The 24,336-nt window shown below is 72.1% G+C and carries 28 protein-coding genes; 3 read left to right on the forward strand and 25 right to left on the reverse strand.

What is annotated here, in order from left to right; translation table 11 throughout:
* Window positions 1-141: 141 nt before the first annotated feature.
* The gene (locus CR162_RS16305) at window positions 142-519 is read right to left on the reverse strand and encodes a hypothetical protein (protein ID WP_099096600.1); all 378 of its coding nucleotides are present in this window, start codon (window positions 517-519) and stop codon (window positions 142-144) included.
* On the opposite strand from CR162_RS16305, the gene CR162_RS16310 reads away from it, so the two are divergent.
* On the forward strand, window positions 512-1,909 hold the full coding sequence (locus tag CR162_RS16310) for a HEPN/Toprim-associated domain-containing protein (RefSeq protein ID WP_245870431.1): 1,398 nt from the start codon (window positions 512-514) through the stop codon (window positions 1,907-1,909). The two genes, CR162_RS16305 and CR162_RS16310, sit on opposite strands and share 8 nt — an antisense overlap.
* Before the next feature lie 7 nt (window positions 1,910-1,916).
* Here CR162_RS16310 and CR162_RS16315 read toward each other — a convergent pair whose 3' ends face one another.
* The 15 genes from CR162_RS16315 to CR162_RS16385 all read right to left on the reverse strand — a co-directional run bounded on the left by CR162_RS16315 (window position 1,917) and on the right by CR162_RS16385 (window position 13,330).
* A complete protein-coding gene (locus CR162_RS16315; protein WP_099096602.1) occupies window positions 1,917-2,873 on the reverse strand; it encodes a phage tail tube protein in 957 nt (318 codons plus the stop codon).
* Window positions 2,874-2,907: 34 nt separating this feature from the next.
* Window positions 2,908-3,354, reverse strand: coding sequence for a hypothetical protein (locus tag CR162_RS16320; protein ID WP_099096603.1), 447 nt, complete (start codon window positions 3,352-3,354; stop codon window positions 2,908-2,910).
* Complete coding sequence (locus CR162_RS16325) at window positions 3,351-4,079, reverse strand: DUF6441 family protein (protein ID WP_099096604.1); 729 nt, start codon at window positions 4,077-4,079, stop codon at window positions 3,351-3,353. The genes CR162_RS16320 and CR162_RS16325 overlap by 4 nt, the downstream gene beginning before the upstream one ends.
* On the reverse strand, window positions 4,076-4,396 hold the full coding sequence (locus CR162_RS16330) for a phage holin family protein (protein ID WP_099096605.1): 321 nt from the start codon (window positions 4,394-4,396) through the stop codon (window positions 4,076-4,078). Before CR162_RS16330 ends, CR162_RS16325 begins: the two co-directional genes overlap by 4 nt.
* Before the next feature lie 13 nt (window positions 4,397-4,409).
* Entirely contained in the window at window positions 4,410-4,718 is a 309-nt protein-coding gene (locus tag CR162_RS16335) for a head-tail joining protein (RefSeq protein WP_099096606.1), read from the reverse strand.
* A 162-nt stretch (window positions 4,719-4,880) separates the two neighbouring features.
* Complete coding sequence (locus tag CR162_RS23130) at window positions 4,881-5,273, reverse strand: hypothetical protein (protein WP_099096607.1); 393 nt, start codon at window positions 5,271-5,273, stop codon at window positions 4,881-4,883.
* The gene (locus tag CR162_RS16345) at window positions 5,270-5,668 is read right to left on the reverse strand and encodes a M15 family metallopeptidase (RefSeq protein ID WP_099096608.1); all 399 of its coding nucleotides are present in this window, start codon (window positions 5,666-5,668) and stop codon (window positions 5,270-5,272) included. The genes CR162_RS23130 and CR162_RS16345 overlap by 4 nt, the downstream gene beginning before the upstream one ends.
* On the reverse strand, window positions 5,668-6,018 hold the full coding sequence (locus CR162_RS16350; protein WP_099096609.1) for a DUF2190 family protein: 351 nt from the start codon (window positions 6,016-6,018) through the stop codon (window positions 5,668-5,670). The genes CR162_RS16345 and CR162_RS16350 overlap by 1 nt, the downstream gene beginning before the upstream one ends.
* 90 nt (window positions 6,019-6,108) lie before the next feature.
* Window positions 6,109-8,211 (reverse strand): prohead protease/major capsid protein fusion protein, encoded by a 2,103-nt coding sequence (locus CR162_RS23135; RefSeq protein WP_099096610.1) that lies wholly within the window; start codon window positions 8,209-8,211, stop codon window positions 6,109-6,111.
* A gap of 2 nt (window positions 8,212-8,213) precedes the next feature.
* Entirely contained in the window at window positions 8,214-9,689 is a 1,476-nt protein-coding gene (locus CR162_RS16360; RefSeq protein ID WP_245870432.1) for a phage portal protein, read from the reverse strand.
* A complete protein-coding gene (locus CR162_RS16365; protein WP_099096611.1) occupies window positions 9,686-9,922 on the reverse strand; it encodes a phage head-tail joining protein in 237 nt (78 codons plus the stop codon). Before CR162_RS16365 ends, CR162_RS16360 begins: the two co-directional genes overlap by 4 nt.
* Entirely contained in the window at window positions 9,922-10,530 is a 609-nt protein-coding gene (locus CR162_RS16370; protein WP_099096612.1) for a hypothetical protein, read from the reverse strand. Before CR162_RS16370 ends, CR162_RS16365 begins: the two co-directional genes overlap by 1 nt.
* Window positions 10,527-10,880: a hypothetical protein gene (locus CR162_RS16375; RefSeq protein WP_099096613.1), complete on the reverse strand. Its 354-nt coding sequence runs from the start codon at window positions 10,878-10,880 to the stop codon at window positions 10,527-10,529. Before CR162_RS16375 ends, CR162_RS16370 begins: the two co-directional genes overlap by 4 nt.
* Before the next feature lie 13 nt (window positions 10,881-10,893).
* Complete coding sequence (locus CR162_RS16380; protein WP_099096614.1) at window positions 10,894-12,792, reverse strand: phage terminase large subunit family protein; 1,899 nt, start codon at window positions 12,790-12,792, stop codon at window positions 10,894-10,896.
* A gap of 25 nt (window positions 12,793-12,817) precedes the next feature.
* Window positions 12,818-13,330 carry a hypothetical protein gene (locus tag CR162_RS16385; RefSeq protein ID WP_099096615.1) on the reverse strand — a complete coding sequence of 171 codons (513 nt, stop codon included), beginning with the start codon at window positions 13,328-13,330 and terminating at the stop codon, window positions 12,818-12,820.
* Window positions 13,331-13,497: 167 nt separating this feature from the next.
* Between CR162_RS16385 and CR162_RS16390 the strand changes: the two genes are divergently transcribed.
* Window positions 13,498-13,755 (forward strand): hypothetical protein, encoded by a 258-nt coding sequence (locus CR162_RS16390; RefSeq protein WP_099096616.1) that lies wholly within the window; start codon window positions 13,498-13,500, stop codon window positions 13,753-13,755.
* Between the two features lie 16 nt (window positions 13,756-13,771).
* On the opposite strand, the gene CR162_RS22905 is transcribed toward CR162_RS16390, so the two are convergent.
* The 4 genes from CR162_RS22905 to CR162_RS16410 all read right to left on the reverse strand — a co-directional run bounded on the left by CR162_RS22905 (window position 13,772) and on the right by CR162_RS16410 (window position 17,743).
* Complete coding sequence (locus tag CR162_RS22905) at window positions 13,772-14,605, reverse strand: DUF3489 domain-containing protein (RefSeq protein ID WP_245870434.1); 834 nt, start codon at window positions 14,603-14,605, stop codon at window positions 13,772-13,774.
* Between the two features lie 97 nt (window positions 14,606-14,702).
* The gene (locus CR162_RS16400) at window positions 14,703-14,927 is read right to left on the reverse strand and encodes a hypothetical protein (protein WP_176559886.1); all 225 of its coding nucleotides are present in this window, start codon (window positions 14,925-14,927) and stop codon (window positions 14,703-14,705) included.
* Window positions 14,928-15,015: 88 nt separating this feature from the next.
* Window positions 15,016-16,284, reverse strand: coding sequence for a site-specific DNA-methyltransferase (locus CR162_RS16405; protein WP_099096618.1), 1,269 nt, complete (start codon window positions 16,282-16,284; stop codon window positions 15,016-15,018).
* Window positions 16,274-17,743 (reverse strand): site-specific DNA-methyltransferase, encoded by a 1,470-nt coding sequence (locus CR162_RS16410; RefSeq protein ID WP_099096619.1) that lies wholly within the window; start codon window positions 17,741-17,743, stop codon window positions 16,274-16,276. The genes CR162_RS16405 and CR162_RS16410 overlap by 11 nt, the downstream gene beginning before the upstream one ends.
* A 488-nt stretch (window positions 17,744-18,231) precedes the next feature.
* Here CR162_RS16410 and CR162_RS16415 point away from each other — a divergent pair, with 488 nt between their 5' ends.
* The gene (locus CR162_RS16415; protein WP_141563189.1) at window positions 18,232-19,371 is read left to right on the forward strand and encodes a hypothetical protein; all 1,140 of its coding nucleotides are present in this window, start codon (window positions 18,232-18,234) and stop codon (window positions 19,369-19,371) included.
* 6 nt (window positions 19,372-19,377) lie between these two features.
* Here CR162_RS16415 and CR162_RS16420 read toward each other — a convergent pair whose 3' ends face one another.
* From CR162_RS16420 to CR162_RS16440, 5 genes are all read right to left on the reverse strand, one after another.
* The gene (locus CR162_RS16420) at window positions 19,378-19,932 is read right to left on the reverse strand and encodes a hypothetical protein (protein WP_099096621.1); all 555 of its coding nucleotides are present in this window, start codon (window positions 19,930-19,932) and stop codon (window positions 19,378-19,380) included.
* Window positions 19,922-20,149 carry a hypothetical protein gene (locus CR162_RS16425; protein ID WP_099096622.1) on the reverse strand — a complete coding sequence of 76 codons (228 nt, stop codon included), beginning with the start codon at window positions 20,147-20,149 and terminating at the stop codon, window positions 19,922-19,924. The genes CR162_RS16420 and CR162_RS16425 overlap by 11 nt, the downstream gene beginning before the upstream one ends.
* The gene (locus CR162_RS16430; RefSeq protein ID WP_099096623.1) at window positions 20,146-20,703 is read right to left on the reverse strand and encodes an NUMOD4 motif-containing HNH endonuclease; all 558 of its coding nucleotides are present in this window, start codon (window positions 20,701-20,703) and stop codon (window positions 20,146-20,148) included. Before CR162_RS16430 ends, CR162_RS16425 begins: the two co-directional genes overlap by 4 nt.
* Window positions 20,700-21,248 (reverse strand): hypothetical protein, encoded by a 549-nt coding sequence (locus tag CR162_RS16435; protein ID WP_099096624.1) that lies wholly within the window; start codon window positions 21,246-21,248, stop codon window positions 20,700-20,702. Before CR162_RS16435 ends, CR162_RS16430 begins: the two co-directional genes overlap by 4 nt.
* A gap of 475 nt (window positions 21,249-21,723) precedes the next feature.
* Window positions 21,724-24,246, reverse strand: coding sequence for a VapE domain-containing protein (locus CR162_RS16440; RefSeq protein ID WP_245870440.1), 2,523 nt, complete (start codon window positions 24,244-24,246; stop codon window positions 21,724-21,726).
* Window positions 24,247-24,336: the final 90 nt, after the last annotated feature.

The raw sequence follows: 24,336 nt of genomic DNA on the forward strand, positions 1-24,336 counted from the left end.
CGGCGGCCCAGCAGGCGTGGCCCTCGACGCTGGTCGGGGCGTGTGCCGTGTAGGGGCAGGCCTCGGCGCAGTCGCGGCCGAGGGCGGCGCAGCCGCGGCAGTATTCGGGCCCGCGGCCGAAGTGCCAGGCGGCGCGGGCCCTCAGCCGTTTCCCTCGGCGGCCACCGCGGCGACCGGCGCGGTAGCGCGGTCCCAGAAGGCGGCGGCGATGTCGTCGAGGTCCATCAGGCGCTCGACCGCCTCGGGCGAGAGCGGCAGCGGCTCGCCCGCGGCGTCGCCGACGCCCTCCCAGGCGGTGACCGCGTGCCGGGCCAGCGCCTTGACCAGGAAGGCGAAGGACAGGCCGCGGGACATGTCGGGGTCGAGGTCCGGATCAGCGAGGCGGATCGCGGCGAGGCGGCGCGCCGCGGCGGCCTGCGCCGCGGCCATGACGGCGGTCGTCACGGGCCGGATCTCCACGCGGACGCCGCGTGGCAGATCGAGCCAATACGGCTCGGCCGGAAGGTCGAGGGTGAGCATCGCTTTCTCCAGAGGGAATCGTGACGGATCGGACGGGTCCCGATTGATCGGGCCTCATTCTCGACGCAAACTTGCAACCACGATGGGAAGCTACTGTGAGATCCAGTTCGACGAACTCAGCGTCTGCAGCGTCAAGTGGTATGTCCCTGACGAGTGGGCTGCGCTATTCCAGGAGAGCGATCGGCGCTGTCGATTTTGTTCAGACGAGGACACCGACTTAGAAGGTTCGGCTCGCCCCGTAGTCGACTATTGCACAGATCGGCCAACCTTTCTTTGGCGCCTGGCGCTGCTCGGAGCGACCGACACTACGGTGCGAAGCGCGTTCGAGAAGTGGCTGGAGAGCGCGCGCGCGACTTGGCGCGAATATCGGGATTCGTGGACGGGCGAGGAGCAAATGGGCGCTGCTCGCATATGCACGGCGCTCGACACGCTGGACTTCAATGAATGGAAGCATCAAGCTAACAAAGCGATCCATGCTCGGTATGGCTCTGATGCCGCGAAGCCCACAGACCCTTTCGAGCAGCGCTTTCATGACTATGACGATAGCTTCCTGCACTTTGCGGGCTATGGATCGCTAGTCGGACTGCGTGCCCTGCTTGAGGCGTGCCCAGAGGCCAAAGAAGTCAGCCTCGATGTTGGCGACCTCGTGGATGCCGGCCACTACGAGGAAGACGAGCGGATTTGCGACCAGGCGCGGAGCAGGCTTCCCTTCATCGCGAATCCGCTCGAACCGACAATCATCCTTGGCGAAGGCAGCACCGACCTCCTGGTGCTGCAGCATGCACTTGCCGCGATGTACCCTGAACTCGTCGACTATTTCTCCTTCTTTGACCATGCCGAGTTCAGTGTCGATGGCGGAACCACATATCTAGTTAAATTTCTTCGTGCATTCGCTGGCGCCAGAATGACAGCTCGTATGGTAGCGGTGTTCGACAACGACACCGCAGGTGTTCAGGCTTATACGCAAGCCCTGGCGCTGAACCTACCGACAAACTTCATCATCACTCGCCTGCCTGACATCGAACTTGCGCGCCGCTATCCGACGATCGGCCCATCCGGCCCAGCAGAGGTTGATGTCAACGGCAGCGCAGCGGGAATTGAGCTCTACTTGGGAGAAAATGCGCTCCGTCGGCACGGTGTTCTCAGGCCGGTGCGATGGACCGGCTACGTGCCTAGCGCAGCAAAGTATCAGGGTGAAGTCGAAGGAAAAAGCGAGGTTCTGCGCGCCTTCCTCGACGGCATTACCAGAATGGCGAGCAAAGAGGCGGCGCGAGCACAATTTCCAGAACTCGCCGCGGTCTGGCAACGGATCTTCGGTCTCGTCGAGCAGAATGCTGGCGATCAGTGCCAGCGTTCGTATCTGCGCGTGATCAACCGTTCTCACGATTAGCTTGAGATCAGGTATAGTCGCTTGCCTGCTGCTGGTTCTTCAACACCGCCGTCATCATACGTGTTGCTGTCGCGTTGAAGGCTGCGCGAAACTCGAAGCTCGCCTCGACCCCTGCCGGGCCTTCGACCGGCGTCTTCGCGAGGGCCAGGTAGACCTCGTGCAGCGTGAAGGTCAGGCTGCGGTTGGCGTCGATCATGTATGCGAAGGCGAACTCCGCCGGCTCGTTGTTCTGCGCCTGGGTCAGCAGCGTGGTGTCCGCGAAGCGCGCGGTGATCTGCCCGGTGGCGCGCGCGATGCCGGGATCGACGCCCTCCACCTTCCGGTCGGCGCGGATGGTGCGCACCATCTCCATGCCGTTCGCGTAGGTAAGCCGCGCGCCGGTCACCTGTGCGAGCGCGGCGCCGTTCCGGCTGATCGCCCCCTGCGCCTTGTGGAAGGCGGTGTAGGCGGCGCTGGTCGGCGTGCCGCCGGCGCTCGTGCCACCGCGCGTCGAGCCCTGGCCCATCAGCCCGAAGGTCGCGGTGGCAGGCCCCGAGGGCGAGAAGTCGATCTCCAGCGTGTCGGCCCGCACGCCGGTGCAGAGGTCGTAGTTCGGCACATCCGGATAGCCGATCTCGATGCTGTTGGACGGCAGCGCCGCGGCGCCCGAGCCGAAGCTGTGGATGAAGTTCGGACTGGTGCCGGTGCTGGTCGGCGGTCCGAGCAGCAGGCGCAGCCAATGGCCGATGTTGATGAGGTCCACCGGCACCACCGCCTGGCCCTGCACGGTGACGGTGTCGAGGAAGGGTGCCGCCGGGTCGCGACTGCTGCCGACGCCGATGACGTCGGCATCGAGCAGCGGCTGCTCGGCGCCGAGATCGCAGGACAGGAACGGCATTCGCATCCAGTCGCCCGAGGGCGCGGTGCCATAGGTCGCCTCGGGGATCATGAGCAGACGGCAATTGGCGCCGATGGCACGGGGCATCGGAGATCTCCGGGATCAGCGGGAGGGAGAAGCGTCAGGCCAGCGGTGAGCCGGCAACGGTGAAGAACAGCGTAACGGGGACGGCAGCAGCGCGGGCTGCGGCGGCTCCCTCGAAGTCGACATCCTCGAAGTCGGGCGCACCGGGCTGCGCCCATTCCACCGCGCCACCGAGGGTGCGGTCGGCAGTGATGGCGGCAGCGATGTCCACCAGCAGAGCATCGAGGAGGGCGGTGCGGACCGCCGGCGTCGCGCCACCAGCGGTGACCTCGACCACGGCGCGGTGCTCGACGGCCCAGGCGAGCGGCGAGAGGATCGCGGTCTCCTCGACCGTCTCGCCATCGCGGATGACGACCAGCCCGCCCGGCGGCAGGCGCTGCGGCACGGTCTCGCCGCGCAGCACCAGCGGCGCCGGGTTCCTGCCGGCCAAGGCTGTGCCGAGCCGACTTTGCAGTGCCGCGATGGCGGCCTCCCGCACGCTCATGGCGCCGCCCTCCCGCTCTCCCGCTCCCAGGCGGCGACGAAGCGTCCGGGCAGCCGGCGCAGCCCGCGTTCGGCGGCACCCTTCACGTCCAGCCGCTTGGCCAGCTTCACCTGCGGCAGCAGCAGGAACATCGGTACCATCCCGCGGGCGAGCATCCCGCGCGCCCAGGCCTCGCGGCCCTTGCGGTTGCCGGTGCCGATCTCGGCGAGGCCGCCAGCAATGAGCCGGGTGCGCCGCCGCCGGCCGGTCTGCTCGCCCTGACTCAGCGGCAGGCACCACACGAAGCCGCGCCCCGACTGGAACGGCCGCAGAAAGCCCCGGCCGGAGGCGACCATCTGCGCCGGCGTGACCCGCATGCCTTTCTCGCCCCGGCCCCTGCGCCCCCTTGCTGCATTGAACCCGGTCGGGATCGCCAGGAACTTTCGGCCACCCTTGGCGCGGATCAGTGCCCCCCGCTCGAAGGCGTCGATGACATTCGGCACCTTGGTCCAGACCAGCCCGGCAGGACGCAGCGACTGCCCTGAGCGCGGGAAGACCTGCGAGCGCCAGGCATTGGCGATCCCCCGCGCGTTGCCGCCCAAGCTGCTGGTCACCTGCCGCCGTAACTCGGCCTTGACCTGCTCGGTCTCGGCGCGGATCGCCGTCATCGCTGCGCGCTCGCCGGCACGCACCTCGGCCGCCAGCACCTGGCGCAGGTCGCCGACGATGTGGGCGGCCAGCCTCACGCCGTGCCGCCGCCCGGCGGCAAGCCGGTGCGGTGGCGGATGATCGCCACCGCCAGGTCATGCAGTGCCGCCTGGCCGAGGTAGCCGAACACGAAGGCGAAGAGGAATCGGCCGTACTCGTTGAACTCGAGGAAGCCGCCGAGCGCATAGCCGGCGCTGCCGACCAGCGCGGCCGAGGGCACCTCCCAGGCGAGGCACCAGCCGAAGCGGCGGCGCTCGGGGTTGTTCCAGCGGACGAAGCCCCCGGCGAGCCCGGCCGCGGCGCCGAGCAGCAGGTCGCGCAGCATCTCCAGCAGGGTGAGGGTGGTCTGCGGCATGGCGGGCGGGCTCCTATCGCTGGCAGAGGACGCGCCAGGCGGTGCCGGAGGCGTCGCGCTCGGCGTGGGTGACGGTGAGCAGGTCGGGGCCGAGGGCGAAGCTGTCGCCGGCGGCGAGACCGGGCAGCGCCGCGACGGCGACCGAGAGGATGTCGGTCGCCTGCAGGATCCCGGTGCCGAAGGCGTCGGCCACGCGGTCGGGGGAGGCGCGCAGGACCCGCAGCGCGACCGGCGCGCCGGTGCCGCCCGCCCGATAGACCGCGTCGGTGCCGAGGTTCGGATCGGCGGCGAGCGCCGCCATCGCGGCGTCGAAGGCGTTCACCGTTCGCCTCCATCGGCCGGGTTGAGCCGCCGCACCGCGGCCAGCCGCCCGGCGCAGTCGGAGTGCGCGGCGTCATAGGCCAGCAGCAGCTCCGCCGCTTGCCCCTGGGTCAGGCGGTCCGAGGCCGGCAGCGCCGGCGCGGCGGCGCAGACCAGCAGCGCGTCAGGGAGGCGCAGCGGCAGCAGCCGGATCTCCGGCGCCGCGGTTGGCGCGCAGGCGCTCGACAGCGTCGCGCAGCACAGGGGCAGCGCCCGTCGCGTGGCTCGGGTCACGGCGGAGGGCCTCCAGATCGGCGCCGAGGCGCGCGGCCCGGGCGCGGGCGCGCTCGGCCTCGCCGGTGAGGGCGGCGATGTGGCGCGCGTGCTCGGCGGTGGCGCGGGCGAGCGCCGCCGCATTGGCCTCCGCCGCGCGGCTGGCCGTCGCCGCGTCGAGGCGGGCCGCGTCGCGCTGGGAGCGGAAGTGCCAGGCCGCGGTGGCGGAGAGCACCACCGCCGCGACGAGCGCCAGCGGCAGAACGTGGCGGGACAGCAGCCCGAGGAGCGCCGCGCCGGTCACGGATAGGCCTCGCGGTCGAGCTCGAAATGCGGCCCGTCGCGGAAGGAGGGCCAGTCGCCGCCCCAGGCGATCGGCACGCCGACCTCCTTGGCCGCGGCCTTCATCGCGGCGCCGAGCTGCTCATACAGCGGCCAGTCCCAGCGAATCTCGCCCTGCTCGACGGAGCCGTCGCCGTCGTCCAGCCAGTAGGCCAAATCGACGGCATGGCCGGTGAGGTGCCGGCTGTGCAGCGTGCGCGAGGCACCGATCGCGATGAGGCGGGCCTGGCGCTCGCGCGAGCGCAGCCCCTCCGTGACGATGAAGGGCACCGCCTGGCGAGCCCGTTCGACGACGCGCACCAGGTCGCGGTGCACGCCCGCGAGGCGCGCGCGGTCGCGCGGCAGCAGCGCGGCCATCACGCCCCCGAGGCCGGCACGCGGGCCAGCATCACCCGGACCGTGGCATCGGCAGCGAGTGCTGCGACGGTGCAGAGCCCGACCTGGTAGTTGCCGGTCGCGGTGGTGGTGATGCGGCGGTTGGTATTGTCCCAGAACACCCGCGCGCCCTGGGTGATGGCGAGCGCGGGCTCCTTGGTGAGCTCGAACTCACCGCGGGTCTCGCACTCGACGCTGGCGTTCTGCGCGGCGTCGGACGCCGCCACCCCGAAGAAGGCGCCCACCAGCATGCCCTGGCCGGAGAGGATCCCGCCGGCATAGGGCACCAGCATCGGGATCGAGCGCGCGTCGGGGCGGATGCAGTTGCGCATGGAAGGGTCTCCTGAAAGCGCGCAGGGCGCCGACCGGCTCTCCGGCGGCGCCCTGGCGCGATACGGATGGGAAAGACGGGAGCGGGGGGATCAGGTGCCCGGGTTGAACCAGGCGCCGCGCCAGTCGATGGCGCCGACGCCGAAGTCGAAGATCACGCTGACCTCGACTCCGTCTGCGCCCTGCACCGGACCGGTGGTGACCTGCGGCCCCTCCGCCCCGTTCAGGTAGCCGTAGACATAGACGGGCGCGGCGACCGGGTCGGAGAACAGGTACCAGCGGTTCGCCTGGATCAGCGGCTCGATCACCGGCTGCACGAAGCCGGCGAACACGTTCGCCTTGCCGATCTCGCTCGCCTGCACGACCACCGTCGCCTGCCGCGCGGCGAGCTCAAGGTTCGGCCCGACCAAAAGGCGCATGGTCTGGCCCATGGAGATCGGCAGGCCGTCCAGCGTGCGCTGCTTCATGATGGCGGTGCGGCCGGCGCCGATAGTCGAGGTGTCGAGCACGGTGCCGGTGCTGGCTTTGTTGGCGCGCGCCGCACCGGTGGCAAACACGGGGGCGCTGCCGGTGGTCAGCGTCGGGCCATCGCCATTGGCGCTGTTCAGCAGGTTGTAGGCGGTGGCGTTCTCGAACTCGGCGACGCGGCGACCGATGGCGGCGGCGAAGTCGGTGAAGGCGCCGAGATCGTCATTGACCAGCATCGGCCGCGTGACGCGGATGCGCCGCGCGAAGGTCTGGAGCAGGACGGTCTCCTGGCTCTCGGACATGGTGCCGACCTGGATCTCGCCGTTCTCGGCGAGCGGCAGCAGGGTCGGGAAGTCGCCGATGCGCAGGTGCCGGTGCGGCTTGAAGTCGCGGAAGTCGCGGCGGAGGAAGACCTGCCGGTAGGTCGGCTGCGCCGGCGCGTAGGCCGCGAGCAGCATCTTGTTGGCCGCCGCCGCGAGCAGCAGCGGAAAGTCGGAGCTGGTGTGGAAGGCGCGCTCGGCGAGCAGGGTCGGGTTGCGCGGCACGCTGCGTTCGCCGCGGGCGCGCAACAGCTCTCCGATCATGTCGGACGGGCGCCAGCCCATGAACTCGGCATGCCGTCCCGCCCCCTGCGGCTGGTAGCCCGGCATGGCGCGGGCGGCGAGCGCCTCGGCCATGGCGTCGAGCGTCTGCGCCGGGTCGTCGTGGCCGGGGCCGGTCTCGGGGCGGGCGGGAATGGACGGGCGCGGCCCCTGCGCCACCAGGGCGTCGAACAGGGCGCGCCGGGCCTGGTCGCCGGTCCAGCCCTGGGCGATGGCCTCGGCACGGATCGGGGTGATGCGTTCCGCCGGCAGCAAGGCGCGGGCGGCCTCGACGGCGGTGTCGATGCCGGCGATGCGCTCGCGCTCGGCGCGCTGCGCCTCGGCGCGGACCGCGTCGAGGTCCGGTGCGGCGCGGATCGGCTCGGGCGGCGTGGCGGGCGCGATCGGGGCGGCCGGTGCGGGGCTGGTGGTCACGGTGGTCTCCTGGGGCGGATGGGTCGGCGGCGCCGGCGGGGCGGCCGGCTCGGCCTGCGGGGCCGGCGTCGTCTCGGGCATGGGTGGGTCCTCGTCGGGCAGGGCAGGCTCGATCGCGATGGCGGGCGCGCCCTGCGCCGCCTCACCGCGCACCGCCGCATCGCGGTCCACCGGGACCGGCACGACGGAGATCTCGAAGGGCTCCCAGTCCACCGCGCGGTGGACGGTCTCGCCGGTGGCGGCATCGGGCCGAGGCTCGTAGCGGTGCACGCGGTAGCCGACGCTGACCGCCCGCAGCGTGCCGTCGGCGACCCGCTGCCAGACCGGCTCGACGTCCGCCGCGGAGGAGAATTGCAGCGTGGCGTAGCCCCGGCCGGCGTCGAGGCGGGCGGCGGTCACCCGACCGAGCACGTCGCGCGCGCCGCCGCGGCGGTGGGTGTCGAGCACCGGGGCGCGGCCGGAGCGCAGCGCCTCCATGCGCACCGCGCTCGGCGACATCTCCAGCTCCTCGGTGATGAGGCCGAGGGCGGGGACGAAGTTGCGGGCGCGGGCGCCGGTGGACCACACCACCTCGACGGTGCGGGCGGCGCGGTCGACGGTGGCAGGCGCGGTGATGGCGCGCTGCGCGACCAGGGGAAGGTCCCCGGCCGTCGGCCCAGCAGCAAGCTCGGGCGCGAGGTCTCCCCCGCCCGGTTCGATCGGTTCGGTCATGCTCAGCCTTGGGGTGCCGTGTCTCGGGGCGGCGCCGCGGCACCGGTGGCAGCGATCTCCACCGCGGCCATCTGCGCGGCGTCCTGTGCCGCGCCGGACTTCGCGACCCGGCGCGGGTCGGTGTCGAGCGCGAGGCCGGCCTCGTCGAGCAGCGCGTTGGCCTCGCGGATCAGCTCGACCGCCTGGCGGAAGTCGTAGCCGAAGGCGCCGGCCGCCTCGGGCTGCGGCACGAAGCCGGCCCGCACCTGGGCGATCAGCGCCGTGGTGTCCTTCAGCGGGTCGATCATCTCGTGCGCCGGCGGGACGTGGCTGACGCCGTCCGGCATCTCGGCCGGCCAGAGGCCGAGCAGCGCGCCCTGGGCGTGGAAGCGCTCGGCGATGGGCCGGACCAGCATCGGGATCAGCATGCCGTACTGGACCTGCTCGCAGAGCCGGCGGAACTCGATCTTGCCGGCGCGCAGCGAGGAGTAATTCGCCTGGGTCAGGTCGCCCGAAACCTGGTCGTAGGTCAGCCCGGTGCCGACCGCTACGGCCTCCAGCGCCCGGCGGGCGAAGGCGGCGTGGCTGCCGCCCCCGGAGGGGTTCACCACCTCCACGCTGCCCATGCCGCGGCGGTACAGGATCATCCCCGGCTCGAAGCTCTCGACCGCCCGGCCCTGGGCGTCGCGCAGCAGGCCGGAAGCGGCGCCGGTGAGCGCCTCCTCGCCCTCCTCCGAGACCACCGCGGCGAGGCAGGCCTCGATCTTGGCCTTCATCAGCAGCGCGGCCTCGTAATCGCCGAGATCGCGCAGCCGGAGCAGCACCGGCGCCAGCCAGGAGACGTCGCGCAGCTGGCCGGGGCGGCGCTTGCGGTAGACGTGCAGCACGTCGCTGGCCGGGATGCGCTGGCTGTTCTGCCAAGTCGCGCCCGGCAGGATCCAGGCGGCGCCCGGATGCACGCTGTGCAGCCAGTAGCCGATCGGCGCGCAGGTCTCGCCGAGGGCGATGCCCTGGATGGTCGGCACGCCGTCCACCAAACCGTTGCGCGCGGTGTCGAGGTGGTCCGCCTCCAGCACCTGCAGGCGTAGGCCGATCGGGTTGGCAGGCGACGGCGGCGCCAGCAGGAAGCGGACGAAGCACTCGCCGCTCTCGACCACCGCCCGCATCACCAGCGCCTGCAGCCCGTAGAGATCGAGGCGCCCCTCGGCGTCGCAGGCGGTGCCCTCCGCCCAGCGCCGCCAGGTGTCGGCATGGCGCTGGTCCGGCCAGCGGGTGGTGATGCCGGCGCCGACGGCATTGCCGGTCCAGAGATCGACGATGCGGCTGGCGTAGGGGTCGTTGCGCACGGCGTCGCGGGCACGGCGGGCGACCGTCGCGGCAGCCAGACCGATCTCGGCATTGGCGCTGCCGCCGGAGGGCGCCCAGGCGGAAGCGCGGTGGTCCTGCGCCGCGGCGTAGCCGCGCAAGACCTGCCATGCGTCGCGAAGGCGTCGGATCACCCGGTTCTCTCCCGCGAGAATCTGGCCAGCGTCACCGAGGGCCGACGGGCGGCGCTGTTCTCCGCGCCGCGCAACATGGCCAGCGCCCGGCCGAGTTCGTCGAGGCTCCGATACTCGACGGTGCGGCCTTCGAAGCTCACGCGCGTGGTGCCGCCGGTGTAGGCCGCGGCCAGCGCCGCCGCACGGCTGCCCGCCGGCTGCGCCAGCGCCCAGGCCAGGACGGAGGGATCCATCACGCCGCCCGCAGCGTCGGCAGCGGCGCCGCCGCGTTGACGAGATAGGACAGCCCGCTCGGCGGACTCGGCATGATCGGCGCGCCGGCCTGGTGCGTCAGCGGCGCGAAGAACCCGTTCTCGCTGCCGGCGGCGCCCCCGCCGGCGCCGCCATCCGCCGCGGCCGAGCCGAGCAGCAGCGTGTTGCCGCCGCTGAAGGCCTGGGTGCTGGTGCCGCGCACCGAGGGCGTGCCCGAGAAGCACAGCAGCAGCCACCAGATCCCGGCCGGGATCCAGCGCGGCCGCGCGAAGGGGCAGACCGCGCCGCCGGCGGCGGCGGTGTCGGCGTCCGCCAGCGGCTCCTCGATCAGCGCGCCGGGCCGGCCGGCGCTGTTGTCGGCGGCCAATGCCATGCGCAGGACGCCCGCCGCGCCGGTGGTCACGCTGACCGCCATGGCCGCGAACAGCCCGGGCCGGGCGAGGACATAGGGCACGGCATACAGCCGGTTCGCCGTCATCGCGACGGCGCCGCCGACCGCGCGCGCATGCTGCGAGGCGTAAAAGCGCCCCGAGACGTAGGGCAGCATCGCCGGCGCGGGCGGTAGGTGGTGCTGGAACAGAGCGGTCATGCGAGGGGCCGGATGCCGAGGGTGAGGAGGCGCTCCGCCGCCTGGTCCACCGGCGCGGCGGCGAGGCCGGAGCGCAGCCGGAGCCAGCGCCAGCCGAGCAGCTGGGTCGGCGGCAGGGTGAGCGCGCGGCCGGCGGCGACCGTCAGCACCACCTCGTTGCCGAGGTGGTCGTGGAGGTCGGCCCAGCCGGCGGGCTCCCCCTCGTCGAGCGAGCCCTGCAGGGTGAGCGGGGCGTCGGTCCAGGCGGCGGGCAGCAGCAGCAGGCAGACGCCGTAGCCGACGCTGGCGACGGGTCCGCTCAGCGCCTGGCCGGCGGCGATGCTGGTGCGCACCGGGACGATGGCGGCCATGTCTTTCTCCAGGTCAGCGCAGCCAGCCGCTGCGCGGCGCGAGCCAGCCACGCGGGCGATGAGTGTCGGTCGCGACCGGTGGCGGTGATGGGGGAGCGACATTCCCGCCGGTGGGAAGCTCGCTCGGTTGGAGTGGGGCGTTGGCGACCTGCTCGCGCAGCTGCGCCCAAAAACGCTCGCCGTAGCGGTCGGCGCCGAGCAGCCAGAGCGCGGCACGCGCCAGTACGGCGCAGTCCAGCGCTTCATTCCTCTCGCGCAGCTTCGCCCATTCCTGCCGGGCGAAGCCGCGGCGGTCCTTCACCGTGCGCAGCTGCTCGGCGACCAGCTGCTTCACCCACTCGGCCTCGATGCCCTGCGGCAGATGCACCCAGCCGGGCGGGAACTCCTCTGCGTCGCCGCGGCCGAGCCAGAGCCGGCGGTAGAGGTCGGCCTTCCAGGTCGAGACCGACACCGTCCACAGCTTGAGGCCGCGGCGGAGCTTGCGGCCATCGACCAGCGCATCGACCGGTGTCGGACCCTGCACCGGCTGCGCCCGGTTCCAGCCCTCGACGCCCTTGGTCGGCGCGATGCGCGGGTCCCGCAGCCGGCGGAGATGGCCGTAGACGGCGGCGGTGTCGCGCCCGCCGGTGTCGACGCAGGCCTTGGCTATGCGGATGGTGCCGCCGCCTTCGCGCGGCCAGTCCCTGGCGAGCAGCTTCGCCAGCGCATCCCACGGCTCCCGCTCGCGCGGGCTGCCGGGGATGACCAGGTGGTCCACCAGCCAGGAGGAGAACCCCTCCGCCCAGCCCCAGACGTCGCACTCGAGCCGGTCGTCCTGCACGTCCACGCCCGCCGTCAGCACCAGCGCGCCTGGCGGGACGATGCCCATCCGGAAGTCCTCGCGCCGCTCGACCAAGCGCTCCCAGTCCGGCGCCTCGCCCTGCTCCTGCCAGGTCTCGCCGAGCACCGTGTTCTTGAAGGTCTTCAGGTCCTCGGGCTTCCCTTGCGCCGCATCCCAGTCGCGGGCGATCTGCTCCCAGGAGAGCCAGCCCACCGGCGAGTAGAGTGCGGAGATGTGGAAGCCGACCGTGTGCGGGTCCTGCGCTTCCGCCGTGGGGCGCCACTCGCCGCCGGCCAGCATCGCGGTCTTGTGGTGCTCCTCGATCCCTTCGTCGCAGGCTTCGCAGTGGTAGCGGACCGAGCGCGGGTCGCCCTTCTCCCAGCGCAGGCGCTCGAACTTGAGCCACTGCATCTCCTGGCAGTGGGGACAGGGCACGAAATAGCGCCGCTGGTCGGAGGCAGCGTATTCGCGCTCGATCCGGCTGCGGCCGGCGATGGTCGGGGTCGAGACCAGGAAGGCCTTGCGCCGCCAGCCGAAGGTCCGCGCCCGCGCCTCGGCCAGCGCGATCGGGTCGCCTTCGCCCTCGACGTCGCCGGGATAGGCGTCCACCTCGTCGAGGAAGAGGAACCGCGCGGTCATCGAGCGCAGCCCGACCGCACTGTTCGCGCCGGTCAGCACCAGGATGCCGCCCGGGAATTCCTTCGACAGCAGCGTATTGCCGCTGTCCCGGGCGCGGGCGGGCGCGACGCGCTCCTTGAGCGCCGGCGTCTCCTCCAGCAAGGGGTCGATGCGCTGGCGCGAGAAGCGCTTGGCCAGCTCGACGGTGGGCTGCACCGCGAGCACCGGGGCCGGCACATGGTGGAGGATGTAGCCGAGCCAGCAGTTGCCGCTCTCGGTGGCGCCGACCTGGGCGCCCTTCATGAACACCACGCGCCGGGCGGGGTGCACCGCCGAGAGCGCGTCCATCACCTCGCGCAGGTACGGGGTCCGGCTGGTGCGCCAAGGGCCGGGTTCCGAGGAGGCACGGCTGCCGAGGATGCGGTGCCGTTCCGCCCATTCCGAGACCCTGAGCTGCGGCGGCGGACGGAGCATGGAGCCCGCCCGGCGCCGGACATGGTCACGGGTCCTGGGCCCGATCTCCGAGGCCTGGGGGATCGAAGCGATCGGCCGCCTCCGAAAGCAGGTCGGTGATGTGCCCCTGCAGGACCGTCTGCAGCAGGTGCGGGTCGACGCCGAGCTCGGCGGCAATCAGCCCGGAGACGCGGGCCGGCCAGTTCAGCAGCGCGTCGCGCATGGCGCCCGCGATCTCGTCGATCGTGGCGTTGACCTCCGCCACATCGAGCAGCCGGCGCTTGTTCTCATCGAGGGCAAGCCGCTGCGCCTCGACCTTGAGGGCGAGCTGCGCGACCTTCAGTCGGGCATAGGGCGTGCCCTCGGCACCCGAACCGCCAGCGAGCGGGGAGCGGTGCGGATCCGCGGTCTCCACCAGGCGGCGGCGGGTCTTGTCGATATCCCACTGGCCATCCGGCTCGCGGACGATGCGGCCGCTGCCCTCGGCCTTGCGCAGCGCCGTCTCGCTGATGCCGATGCGGCGGGCCGCCTCGCGGTTCGATGGGGTCATCTCGGGCATGGCGGCGACCTCCCGCCGCGCGCGACGATGATGCAGGCCTCGTCAGGTTGGATTGACGGCGCGCCGGGAGGATCGCCGGCGCATGTGATCGCGCGGCACCGCGCATTCTGCGTGCGCCTCACGGGGCACGCAGCGCATCATCGCCGCGACATCAGCGGAGAAGCGGGATGTCGCCGAAGGATCCCGAGAAGATGGTGATGGCGACCGCTTACGCGATGGCCATGGCGGACGGTGGCGTTGGCACGCCGCGGGTGGTTCGACTCTACGTGGATGACGCGCGGAAGGTGCTGGTCGATGTACTGAAAGCGGCGAAGCGCCAGCAATGGGAGCTGTCGGAGATGCTGCTGGCGCTCGATCCGCCGAAGCCCAAACCGAAGCCCTGGGAGAAGTATCAGGGCCCGCTGCCGTCGCGCCGCGAGCCCTGAGCCGTTCTGCGGGGCGTCACCCGGCGATGCGGTACACCGTGTAGGAGCCGCGGGCGCCCTCCTTGTTCGGCCCGACCTGGCGCACCCGCTCCAGCACCTCGACCGCGATCCCCTGGCGCTTCTTCAGCCCGGCGAAGAAGCCGCGGACCGTGTGCGGCGCCCAGCCGGTCGCCTCGGCGATCTGCGCCACCGTCGCGCCCTCGGGCCGACGCAGCATGGCCAGCACCTGCTCCTGCTTCGTGCCCTCGCGCGGCTTGCGCGGCGCTCCGGGCTCGCGCGGCATGCGTGCCGGCTTGCCGGCCAGGGCGGCGCGGAGACGCGCCATCGGGCCTTCGAGGGCGCCGATCATGTCGGTGTCGCGGTTGGTCGCGTCCTCCCAGGCGGTGAGCACCGCCGCGGCGGCATCGCGCAGGCTGCCCCGCGGCGCGGGGCCTGGCGCCGCGAGGGCCTGGTCGAGCAGGGCAAGGTCCTCCGCGCGGGTGGCGTCGTCCGGCGCCGCAGGCGCGGCCTGGGTGGGTTCGGTGGCGCCGGCGGGGTTGGCCTGCGGTGGCGCCTCCGGTGCGCCCTTGGGCGCCGCGTCCGGGGCCGGTGCGGCGCCCTGCGGGTCGATGCCGATGGCGCGCAGTCCCTCGTCCGTGATCTTCAGCAAGACGCTGTCGCCATCCACCATCCAGAGGGCCTGCGCATCGTAGGCGGGGCGGTGCACCGCGATCACCAGGTCGTTCTTCAGCAGCGCCTTCGCCACCGCCTGCCGCGCCGCGGCCGGCAGGCGCTCGGGCGGGTAGGCCAGGTGCTCGGGGTGCCGCCCGGCGGCGGCCAGGATCGCCATCTGCGTCTCGGTGAGCTTCATCCTCGGGGTCCTCGGTCCGGCACCCGACCAGCCGGGTGCTACCGCCCCGAGCCCCGCCGGGCGCCACCCGGTCGGGGCCATGCGGGTGGCGACCGCATCAGCCGGCGTATTCGCCGCGCTTGAAGTGCTGGTCCGCGATGTCCTTCAGCTTCGCGGCGGCGTCCGCGAGCCAGGCGGTCTCGCCCCAGAGCACCGCCTCGGGATCGGCGCCGAAGTGATCCGCGCTGGCCTGCTGCAACTCCGCGAGCAGCGCATCGAACTCGGCCTTCTTGGCCAGGAAGGCCTCGAGGCTCCGCTGCTGGTTGGCTTCGCGCTTGGTCATCGGGCTCTCCGTCCTGCTCATCGCGTGACGGACCATTCGCGCTGCGGCGCGCCCGAGCCAAGCAACATGCAGCGTCAGATGATTGCTCTTATTGGGCTTTCTCGGTCATCCCAGCTTCGCCGACGCCGCGGACCGCGGCGATGTCGCCGAAGGTGCGGTCCTCGCCGTCCAGGACGGCGGCCTCCCCGGTGGCCTCCTGCCAGCGCCGGACGATGACGTCGGCGTAGGCGGGATCGAGCTCGAGCAGCACGGCGCGCCGCCCGGTGCGCTCCGCCGCGATCATGGTCGTCCCGGAGCCGCCGAAGGGATCGAGCACGGTGTCGCGCTGCTTGCTGCTGTTGCGGATCGCGCGCTCCACCAGCGCCACCGGCTTCATGGTGGGGTGCAGGTCGTTCCGCGCCGGCTTGTCGAAGTGCCAGACGTTGCCCTGGTCGCGGGCGCCGCACCAGTAGTGCTGGGCGCCTGCCTTCCAGCCGTAGAGCATCGCCTCGAACTGCTGGTGGTAGTCGGCGCGGCCGAGCGCGAAGGTGTTCTTCGCCCAGATGATGGTGCTCGACCACTTGCCGCCGGCCTCCTGCCAGGCGCGATGCAGCGTCGGCCACTCGGACGAGGACATGCAGACGTAGCAGGCGCCCTTCGTCACCGAGAGCAGGTTCGCCAGGGCCGGGCGCAGGAAGTTGAGGAAGCCGGTGCCCAGCGCGTCGTTGGCGATGGTCATCTTCGCCGCGGTGCCGCCTTGGTAGGCGACGTTGTAGGGCGGGTCCGTGAAGGCCATGTCGGCGAGGCGATCGGCACCGAGCGCCCGCTGCACGTCATCTAACCTGGTCGCGTCGCCGCAGAGCAGGCGGTGCTCGCCGCAGCGCCAGAGGTCGCCCGCGCGGGTGACCGGGACGGCGGGCGGCGGCGGGGCGTCGTCGGCGCCGTCTTCGCCGAGCCCGGCGTCGGCCGCGGCCAGCAGCCGGTCGAGCTCCATCCCTGAGAAGCCGAGGACGTCGAGGTCCACCGCCGCCTCGTCGCGGATGCGGGCGATCTCGGCCGCCAGGAGCGCCTCGTCCCAGCCGGAGTTGAGCGCGATCTGGTTGTCCGCCAGCCGCAGGGCCCGGGCTTGCGCCTCGGTCAGGTGGGCAAGGCGGATCGCCGGCACCGCCGCCATGCCGAGGCGCTTGGCCGCCATGACCCGGCCGTGGCCGGCGACCAGCACGCCGGCGGCGTCGACCAGCACCGGGTTCACGAAGCCGAATTCGGCGATGGAGGCGGCGATCTGCGCCACCTGCGCCTCGGAATGGGTGCGGGCGTTCTCGGCGTAGGGGACCAGCGCACCCACCGCCACGGTGGTGACCTGGAGCTCAGGCTGCATCGGCCAGGGCCTCCGCCCGCGCCGCGGCGACTGCGTCGTAGTCCCGCCCGTCCTCCGCCAGGGTCACCGGCAGGTCGGGGTGGAGCATCCGCCAGCGGGCGATCGCCAGGTCCACGTAGGCCGGGGCGAGCTCGATGGCCCGCACCCGCCGCCCGGTGCGCTGGCCGGCGAGGAGCGTGGTGCCGGAGCCGGCGAAGGGCTCGAACACCGCCTCGCCCTCGTCCGTGTAGGCCCGCATCAGGAACTCCGGCAGCGCGACCGGGAACACCGCCGGGTGCTCGGTCTCGATGCCGCGGCCCTTGTGGCGGGTGATCCGCAGCACGCTGTCCGGGATCCGGCTCTCCTGCACCGGCAGGCCGATATGGGTGTAGGCCTTCACCTCGCCGTCGGCGGCGCGCAGCCCGCTGCCCTTGTTCGGGGTGCCGGCCCACTTGCAGGGCACGATCTTGTTCGGCTGGCGCGCCTCGCGGTTGAGGTGGAACACCAGCTCGAAGGCCGGCGCGAGGCGGCCATTCCAATCCCCCGGCAGGCCCGGGCCCTGATCCCAGGCATAGAGGCCGAACCGCCGCCAGCCCTGGGCACGCATCCAGTCGAGCCAGCCGGACCAGTACGGCAGCCACTCCCCGTCGCGGTGGATCAGGCCGAGGTTCACCAGCGCCTGGCCGTCGTCCCGCAGGATCAGCGGCAGATGCTGGAACACGCCCCGCATCAGGGCATCCCAGTCGGAGACGCCACCGGTGGTGTAGTCGCGCTGGTTGCCGTAGGGCGGGCTGGTGAACAGCAGCGCCGCGCGGTCCTCGCCCATGACGCGGGCGACGGTGGCGGCGTCGGTGCTGTCGCCGCAGAGCAGGCGATGCTCGCCGAGCAGCCAGAGATCGCCGGGGCGGGTGACGGCCTGGCGCGGGGCGTCGGGTTCGGCGTCGGCGGGATCATCCGCCGGCGCCTCGTCCATCTCCGCCGCGCCGGGCGCGCCACCGCCGCCGGCCTCCGGCTGATCCGCCTCCTCGGGCGCTTCGCCATCAACGACGGCCGCATCCGCCGCCGCGAGGATTGCGGTCAGCTCGTCCGCCGAGAAGCCGAGCATGGCCACGTCGATCTCCGCGGCGGCCTGCACACCGGCCAGGGCCTCTCGCAGCAGCGCCTGGTCCCAGGTGGCGTTCTCCGCAATGCGGTTGTCTGCGAGCCGGAGCGCGTCCTTCTGCGCCGGCGAGAGGTGGCGCAGTACGATCACCGGCACCCGTTCGATGCCGAGCGCCATGGCCGCCTCGAGCCGGCCATGGCCGGCGATCAGCACGCCGGCCTCATCCACCAGCAGCGGGTTGGTGAAGCCGAAGGCCAGCATGCTGGCCTTGATCTGCTCGAGCTGCGCCGCACCATGCACCCGGGCATTGCCGCGGTGGGCGCGCAGATCCGCCACCGGGCGCAGCAGGATCTTCGCCGCCATCCAGGGGAGCGTCATCGGGCCATCCGGGATCAGGGTGGGTGCGAACCGTGCGCGCGGCCGGTGCGAGCCTCACGCCGCCACAGTTCGCAGCTAAACGATTGAGATCAGGGCCGTGTGGTGCGAACCGCGCACCATGTTTTCGGCCTGGCGCTAGCGAAGTCGCGCGCTTCCGCCCCCCGCATACGCCGGGCCCAGGAAGGACCCTGCGGCTCGCGAGCCACTGTCTCGATCGAGCGACGCTGTGGCTCGTTCGCCACCGCCGCGTCGAGCTACACGATCTCGACGTAGCCTCAACCTAGCCCCATCGATTTGCGCGCCGCCACGGGGCGAATTGTAACAGAGCGATCGGGCACGGCCCGCCCTGCCGCTCCGCCACGGCCCCTGCGCCCCCTTCAGCCAACAGCCCGACGAGGTGGCTCGCATTGACCGCTTCTCGCCCTCTTGCTCATTCTGATGCCAAATAAGAAAGCTCCGCTCCGCATCCGATGGCTCCTACCACCCACTTGGGCCGCTTCTCGCCCATCCTCCGAGACTGCGGTGCCGCCGCGGTTCGCCGCCCCGACACGCTGCTCGCGACCCAGCTGCCCTACGAGATCTTCTACATCCCCTTCGAGCACGTGAATCCGCAGGCTCGCCTGGTGATCGTCGGCATTACACCCGGCATGAACCAGCTGGAGCTGGCCTACGCCGAGGCCCAGCGCCTGCTGCGCCTCGGGGCGAGCGAGGCGGCGATCCTGGAGGCGGTGAAGTCCGTCGCCGCGTTCGGCGGCGACGCGATGCGGCCGAACCTCTTGCGCATGCTCCGGCACTTCGGCTTCGCCGCCATCCTGGGAGTCGACGACGAGGCGGACCTCTGGGGCACGGCGGCGGGTCTGCTGCACTCGACGTCCGTCGTCCCGCATGCGGCCTTCAAGGACGGCAAGATGTTCAGCGGCAGCTTCGAGGAAGTCCTCAGGGTGGGCGCCCTCCGGGAGAGGTTCGAGGCGGACTTCGTCGGGTCGCTGCGGGGCTTGAGCCCGGAGGCGCTGTACGTCGCGCTGGGCAAGACGCCCTTCGACGCGCTCCTGCACTGCGTCAAACTTGGCGTCATCGAGGAGCACCAGCTGCTCGGCGCGCTCGCCCACCCGTCGCGGAGTGGCGGGAGCCAGGTGGCGGTCTACCTCGGCGAGAAGTCGCCAGACGATCTCGATCCCGCGGATCCCGTGCGAGGGCGCGTGGCCTGGCTCCGCGACGCCTACTTCCGGATGCGATCGGCCACGGACCGCTTGCGTGGAACGAGGGGGGCAATCGCACCGCCGCCGCCGAGGCCGGCGCCGAGTCGGCCTGCCACCGTGGTCAGGGCGCCGAGGCCGAGGGGCGCCACCTCGGCTACGCCGGCGGCACCGGCCCCGTCGAACGCCGACCTGCACTACGTCGTCAGCCGCGGCAAGGCGGCCGGCACGGTGCTTCGGCCGCACGTGCAGGACGGCCACTACATCGTCAGCCCGACGAGGTTCGAGGCCGACTACGTGCGCGTGCCGATCGGCGAGGCCCTCGAGCCCTATCTCAGGCAGGGGCTGAGCCTGCGCATGAGTGCGCCGGGCGTCGCCCCCAGCCTGATCTCGCCCGGCTCGATCCTCGGGAGGGATCGGTCGTCACGCTAGGCGAGGTCACGCCGCCCGCGACCGCGGCGTCAGCCCGAAGTGCATCGCCAGCGTGCCGAGGGCCGCGACCAGGATGCCCTGCCCGACGGGGCCGTGCACCGTCCGTCCCGCCCAGCCCTGGCGCATTGCCCACTCGCGGACCGAGAACTCCAGGCCGATGACGAACCACGCGCAGGAGCCGCCGGGGCTGTCGTGCCCGCCGAGCGCGTCGAGCGCTGCCGCGACCCGCCGGCGTGATTCGACCTGCTGCATCGAGATCGTGTCGACGCGCGTGCCCGGGATGCGCAGGAGCTGCGACGTCGCCATCCCGTCGAAGGCGGCGCTGCGGAACAGGCCGCGGAAGATCTCGCCCGCCTCGTGCATCTCCGGCGTGATCGTGCCGTTGGCGAGCATCAGCCCGAGCGTGTCCACCGCCCGCCGGTGCTGCACCGGGGTGCCCGTCTCCGGGTCCGCCTCCCGCACCGGCGCGCCGAAGCCGCCGTGCTGCAGCCGCCACGGTGAGGGCTTCGACAGGTCCTCGCGCTCCGGCGCGGTCCGCTTCGCCCTGCGCCTACCGGCCATGCCGCGTGCCTCCGTCGCGCCGGCCCCAGCGCCGGTTGGCCTCGTTGGCGATGGCCTGGCGCAGCCAGGGATCGGCGATGTCCTCCACCGACAGGGCGACGACGCCGTGCCGGTGCCATGCGGCGGCGCGCATGGCATCGAGGTCCAGCGCGGAGGTCGGGCTGCGTGCCAAGTCCAGACACGACCGTGGCGGACGCGGTGCATCGGGGAGCCTCATCGGACGTGCCTCCAGCGCCGGCCATTGACGATGTCGTCGACCGCTTGCCGACACAGGCCGAAGCCTTCGGCAGCCACAGCGCGTGGCACGTGCATGGCGATCATCCTCCTGATCGCCACAGCGCAGACCTCGTCGATTTTGGCTTGACGATTACGGCTTCCACGGTTGTGCGTGCCGTGCGTCACGGTGTCGGCCATGTTGTCCCGCTGAGTTGCCCAGCGCAGGTTCGTCCAGTGGTTGTTGTCCCGACTGCCATCTCGGTGGGCTACCACGTGCTGCGCCGAGGGCGGCTCGCCCAGGAACGCGAGGGCCACCAGGCGATGCACGGTGGTCCGGCAGTCCTGGTTCCCGCGCCAAAGGGAAACCTGCAGGTAGCCGGTCTGCTTGTTCCGCCACGGCTTGAGGATCCGGCCCGCTGTCGCGCCGCGTCCGGCAACGATGCGTCGAACGGCGCCGGATTCCGAGACCTCGTACTCAGGCCAGCCAGGGACGGCTCGCCACGCTTCATCAACCGAGGCCTCTAACCTGGTCCGGGTCACGGCGAATGGCGTCATGCCCGGCCTCCCCGGGCGTCGGTCACCCAGAGCAGCAGGGCCAGGGCGTCCGCCTCGTTGTCATCGGCCGGCGCGAAGCCGCGGGCCCGCACCGCGGCGACCATCGCCGCCTTGTCGGCATTGCCCTTGCCGGTCGCGAAGCGCTTGATCGTGCCAACGGGCACTCCCTCGTAGGCGATACCCGCCTGCTCGCACCAGGCCGTCAGCGTCGCCAGGAAGCCGGCATAGACGTGCGAGCTGTCCGTGCTCACGTGCCGCCGCACCTCCTCGAAGGCGATGCGCGCGAGGCCGCCGGACAGATCGGCGACCTCGGTCAGCCAGGCGCGGAAGCGCAGGAAGCGCATGCCGCCGCCCTCGAACCGGCTGGGGCGGAAGGTCATGGTGCCGGAGGTGATGCCGCCGTCGCGGCCGCGCAGCGCCCAGCCGGTGGTGGTGCCGAGGTCGAGGGCGAGGACGGCGTGGCGGTCAAGCGCGAGGGCCGGCGGCGTGGCGACGGGCGGGCCGCTTGCACCGGCGGCGGGCATGGGGAGAGTCGAGGGAGCCATGGGGTCTCCGAGAGGGGATGATCCTGGTGAGGGCGGCGACGGCGCGGTTCTTGGCGGAGCTCGCCGTCGCTGCCCGGCTATAGGGTGCCGGCCGCTCGGGCCGGCGGTCCGGTGCCGGGCGGGCCGTGCCTGCCGCCGCACCACCCTGGTCGCCCGATGGGCCGACCCATCCCCTGTCCCAACCCGACCCAACCTGTTGAATGGGTGGGAGCAAGATTGCACAGCAAAATCAGTGGCTTGCGCGAGCGTGTCCCAACGTCCCAACGTCCAACCGCTTCCCATACCCCTATAGGGAAAATGTGTGTCCTCCCCATCCCACCCCTTTCGCATTGGGGTTTCAGACCCGTTGGGACGGTTGGGACGTTGGGACAAAAGCTCGGAAACGACTGAATTTGCTGCCTATTCTTCTGTCCCAACCTCACGGTGCAGGTTGGGACAGAGCCGGGGCGTTGGGACAGGATCACGGCGGGACGCGTCATGACCCGTTCCCCGACTGCGGAGCCCGGTAGCGCCATTCCCGCGCGGCGCCGTCCCTGGCCGAGCCGCTGGCCTTGTACCGCTCCCACTTCCGGCTCTTCAGGAAGGACGAGACGCGCATCTGCTCGGCGCGATTCCACTTCGCCGGCTCGATGCCGAGGGCCTGCTCCAGCACCTCGCCAATGGAGACGTCGGTGAGCGGTGTCCGCCGGGGGACGTACTGATCCTGCCAGTCCTCGTAGCTGCCGGAGCCCATGTTCACGCTGCGCTTCTCGCAGGCGAGCCAGCGCTCGATCCGCGCGTCCCAGGCATCGGCTTCGTAGCGCGCCTCCTGCTCGGCAGTGGCGGCCGCGACCAGCTCCCGATCCTCGATCCACCACGCCGCCCCGGTCCGGAAACGCGCGACTGCCTCGGCCCAGAGCTGGTTACGGTCCCGGCGCAGTGCCTCGAGGTCGATCTCGCCGCAGCGCAGCGGCCAGAAGCGCCGGTTGCCGGTCTCGTCGCGCAGGTAGGTGTCGGGGTTCACACTGCCGGCGAAGACGCACTGGCGGGGCACGGTGACCACATAGCGCTCGTAGGGCGGGCGGTAGCGGTCCGTCGTGCGGGTGAGAAAGGCCTTGATGCGCGACACCTCGGCCCGGCCGATGGCGTCGAGCTCCGCCATCTCGATGATCCACACGCCGCGCATCTGCTGCGCCGCGTCCTTCGAGCCGATCTCGGCGAGCTCGTCGGTGAACCAGGGCTCGGAGGCGAGGATCTTGAGGGCGGTCGACTTCCGGATGCCCTGCGGCCCCTCCAGGATCAGCATGTGGTCGGCCTTGCAGCCGGGCTGCATGATCCGGGCCACGGCCGAGATCATCCACAGCGACGCCATGGCCCGGTTCAGCCGGGTGTCGGCGGCGCCGAGATAGGTCACGGCCCAGGCATCGAGCCGTGGCGTCCCGTCCCAGGCCAGGGCCGCCAGGTAGTCGCGCACCGGGTGGATCCGGGTGTTCCGCGCCGCGGCGACCACGCTGCGCCCCACCACGGCAGGCGGGACATTGACCTCGCGCCGCTGCAGCCATTCGGCGCAGCGGACGTCGTCGGCCTCGCCCCAGGGTCGTGGGAGGGTAGTTTCGGCGGCATCCCAGGGCAGCGCGCGGGTGACCACGATTTCCTGGGCGAACTCGTCGAAGACCAGCGTCCCGACAAAGGCCACGTCATTCGTCAGTGCCGTCAGGACATTCGCCTCGTTGCGCTCGGGCGCCCCGCCGGCGTCGAGCCGCAGCAGCCCCGCCCAAGGCGGCCGGATCGGCGGCTGCCGGAGGTCGCCGGTGGCGTTCAATCGGCGCCGCAGCTCGACCAGCTGTTTCTCCAGGATGGAGACGGCGATGCCGGTGGCCGTCTTGATGGCGGCCAGCACCTGCCGCTCCGGGAGCGGTTCCAGCCGGGCGGTGACGAGGCGCCCGAGCAGCTCCGACAACGGTGCCAGGTCTGGCGGGTTGGTCAGCGCCGCGGCGGCGGCGACCAGCTCCTGCGCCGTCGCGGGAGGCGGGGCTGCCGCGGCCTGGCCCGCCGGCTCGGCCGGGGGATAGTCGGCGGCGGTGACCCCCTGCCGCAGGTCGTCGTTGAAGTCGTCGCCGTGCAGCGGCCCGACGATCCGGGAAGGGATGTCGGCCAGGTTCAGCTGGTCGGCGAGTGTGGCGGCGGCCTGCATGCCGGCCTCGCCGGCGTCGGCGAAGATGGTGACGTGGGTGGTGCCGGCCGGCCATTGCCAACGACGCAGGCCATCGGCCGACAGCGCCGCCAGGGTCGGCACCCCGAAGATCGCCTGCGCCGAGAGCGCCGTCTCGATCCCCTCGGCAACACCGATACGCCCGTCCTCGGGGAATGGGGCCAGCCGGACGCTGCCGCCAGCGACCGGGCCGAGCATCTTCTTGCCGGGCGGTGCCTTCCCCGAGCCATCGTCCAGCAGGAAGGTGCGGTGGATGCCGCCGGTGGGGGCGCCGGCGCCGTCGCGCACCACGGCCACCATCCCCACCCAGCCGCGCCGCGTCTCGAAATCGGTGAGGTCGGGGTGGAACAGCAGGTCGAGGCTGTCCGGCGGCGCCAGCCCGCGGCTCCGCAGGTAGGCCTCCGCTGGCGTGCCGGTCAGCGGCTGGCAGCCCTCCAGGATGCGCGCGATCTCGCGGCCATGGTCCGGCCTCAGCTCGGGCGCGCGCACGGGCGGCGCCGGCCGATCCATGCCGGCCCAGCGGGCGGCTTCCTCGAACAGCCGCGCCTCCGTCAGGCCGGTTGCGTGGTAGATCATGTCGATGGGCCCGGCGCTCTCGCCGGTAGCATGGTCAAAGCCCCAACCTGCGAAGCGCCCCTCCAGGTGGAGGACGCAGGATCCCTCGCCGCGCGGCGGGCGGCCCGAGAGATCGGCGCAGCGCAGGGTCTTCCGGTCGCGCGAGCGGACCGCCTGCGGGAACAGGGTGGGCAGCCAGTCGCGGGCGGTGTCCGCGAGGCGGCGGCGCACCTCGGCGAGGTCGTGGCGCACTGGCGCCAAGGGGACCTCATTGAGGTCGATCACTACCTCCGGGGAGAAGGCTGTGGCAGTCGCCGGCAGGCCAGCGCCGGCCGGCGGGTG

The sequence above is a fragment of the Teichococcus rhizosphaerae genome (assembly GCF_002631185.1).
In the GTDB taxonomy this organism is placed as follows: domain Bacteria; phylum Pseudomonadota; class Alphaproteobacteria; order Acetobacterales; family Acetobacteraceae; genus Pseudoroseomonas; species Pseudoroseomonas rhizosphaerae.

What these genes read in the sequence shown, in the direction of transcription:
- CR162_RS16375 (WP_099096613.1), bottom strand. Translation starts at nt 10,880, where the DNA reads ATGGCCGCCATCGTCCCGGTGCGCACCAGCATCGCCGCCGGCCAGGCG.
- CR162_RS16425 (WP_099096622.1), bottom strand. Translation starts at nt 20,149, where the DNA reads ATGAGGCTCCCCGATGCACCGCGTCCGCCACGGTCGTGTCTGGACTTG.
- CR162_RS16320 (WP_099096603.1), bottom strand. Translation starts at nt 3,354, where the DNA reads ATGAGCGTGCGGGAGGCCGCCATCGCGGCACTGCAAAGTCGGCTCGGC.
- CR162_RS16400 (WP_176559886.1), bottom strand. Translation starts at nt 14,927, where the DNA reads ATGACCAAGCGCGAAGCCAACCAGCAGCGGAGCCTCGAGGCCTTCCTG.
- CR162_RS23135 (WP_099096610.1), bottom strand. Translation starts at nt 8,211, where the DNA reads ATGACCGAACCGATCGAACCGGGCGGGGGAGACCTCGCGCCCGAGCTT.
- CR162_RS16330 (WP_099096605.1), bottom strand. Translation starts at nt 4,396, where the DNA reads ATGCCGCAGACCACCCTCACCCTGCTGGAGATGCTGCGCGACCTGCTG.
- CR162_RS16420 (WP_099096621.1), bottom strand. Translation starts at nt 19,932, where the DNA reads ATGGCCGGTAGGCGCAGGGCGAAGCGGACCGCGCCGGAGCGCGAGGAC.
- CR162_RS16305 (WP_099096600.1), bottom strand. Translation starts at nt 519, where the DNA reads ATGCTCACCCTCGACCTTCCGGCCGAGCCGTATTGGCTCGATCTGCCA.
- CR162_RS16435 (WP_099096624.1), bottom strand. Translation starts at nt 21,248, where the DNA reads ATGGCTCCCTCGACTCTCCCCATGCCCGCCGCCGGTGCAAGCGGCCCG.
- CR162_RS16315 (WP_099096602.1), bottom strand. Translation starts at nt 2,873, where the DNA reads ATGCCCCGTGCCATCGGCGCCAATTGCCGTCTGCTCATGATCCCCGAG.
- CR162_RS16380 (WP_099096614.1), bottom strand. Translation starts at nt 12,792, where the DNA reads ATGCTCCGTCCGCCGCCGCAGCTCAGGGTCTCGGAATGGGCGGAACGG.
- CR162_RS16390 (WP_099096616.1), top strand. Translation starts at nt 13,498, where the DNA reads ATGTCGCCGAAGGATCCCGAGAAGATGGTGATGGCGACCGCTTACGCG.
- CR162_RS22905 (WP_245870434.1), bottom strand. Translation starts at nt 14,605, where the DNA reads ATGAAGCTCACCGAGACGCAGATGGCGATCCTGGCCGCCGCCGGGCGG.
- CR162_RS16410 (WP_099096619.1), bottom strand. Translation starts at nt 17,743, where the DNA reads ATGACGCTCCCCTGGATGGCGGCGAAGATCCTGCTGCGCCCGGTGGCG.
- CR162_RS16405 (WP_099096618.1), bottom strand. Translation starts at nt 16,284, where the DNA reads ATGCAGCCTGAGCTCCAGGTCACCACCGTGGCGGTGGGTGCGCTGGTC.
- CR162_RS16430 (WP_099096623.1), bottom strand. Translation starts at nt 20,703, where the DNA reads ATGACGCCATTCGCCGTGACCCGGACCAGGTTAGAGGCCTCGGTTGAT.
- CR162_RS16385 (WP_099096615.1), bottom strand. Translation starts at nt 13,330, where the DNA reads ATGCCCGAGATGACCCCATCGAACCGCGAGGCGGCCCGCCGCATCGGC.
- CR162_RS16365 (WP_099096611.1), bottom strand. Translation starts at nt 9,922, where the DNA reads ATGGATCCCTCCGTCCTGGCCTGGGCGCTGGCGCAGCCGGCGGGCAGC.
- CR162_RS16345 (WP_099096608.1), bottom strand. Translation starts at nt 5,668, where the DNA reads ATGGCCGCGCTGCTGCCGCGCGACCGCGCGCGCCTCGCGGGCGTGCAC.
- CR162_RS16370 (WP_099096612.1), bottom strand. Translation starts at nt 10,530, where the DNA reads ATGACCGCTCTGTTCCAGCACCACCTACCGCCCGCGCCGGCGATGCTG.
- CR162_RS16350 (WP_099096609.1), bottom strand. Translation starts at nt 6,018, where the DNA reads ATGCGCAACTGCATCCGCCCCGACGCGCGCTCGATCCCGATGCTGGTG.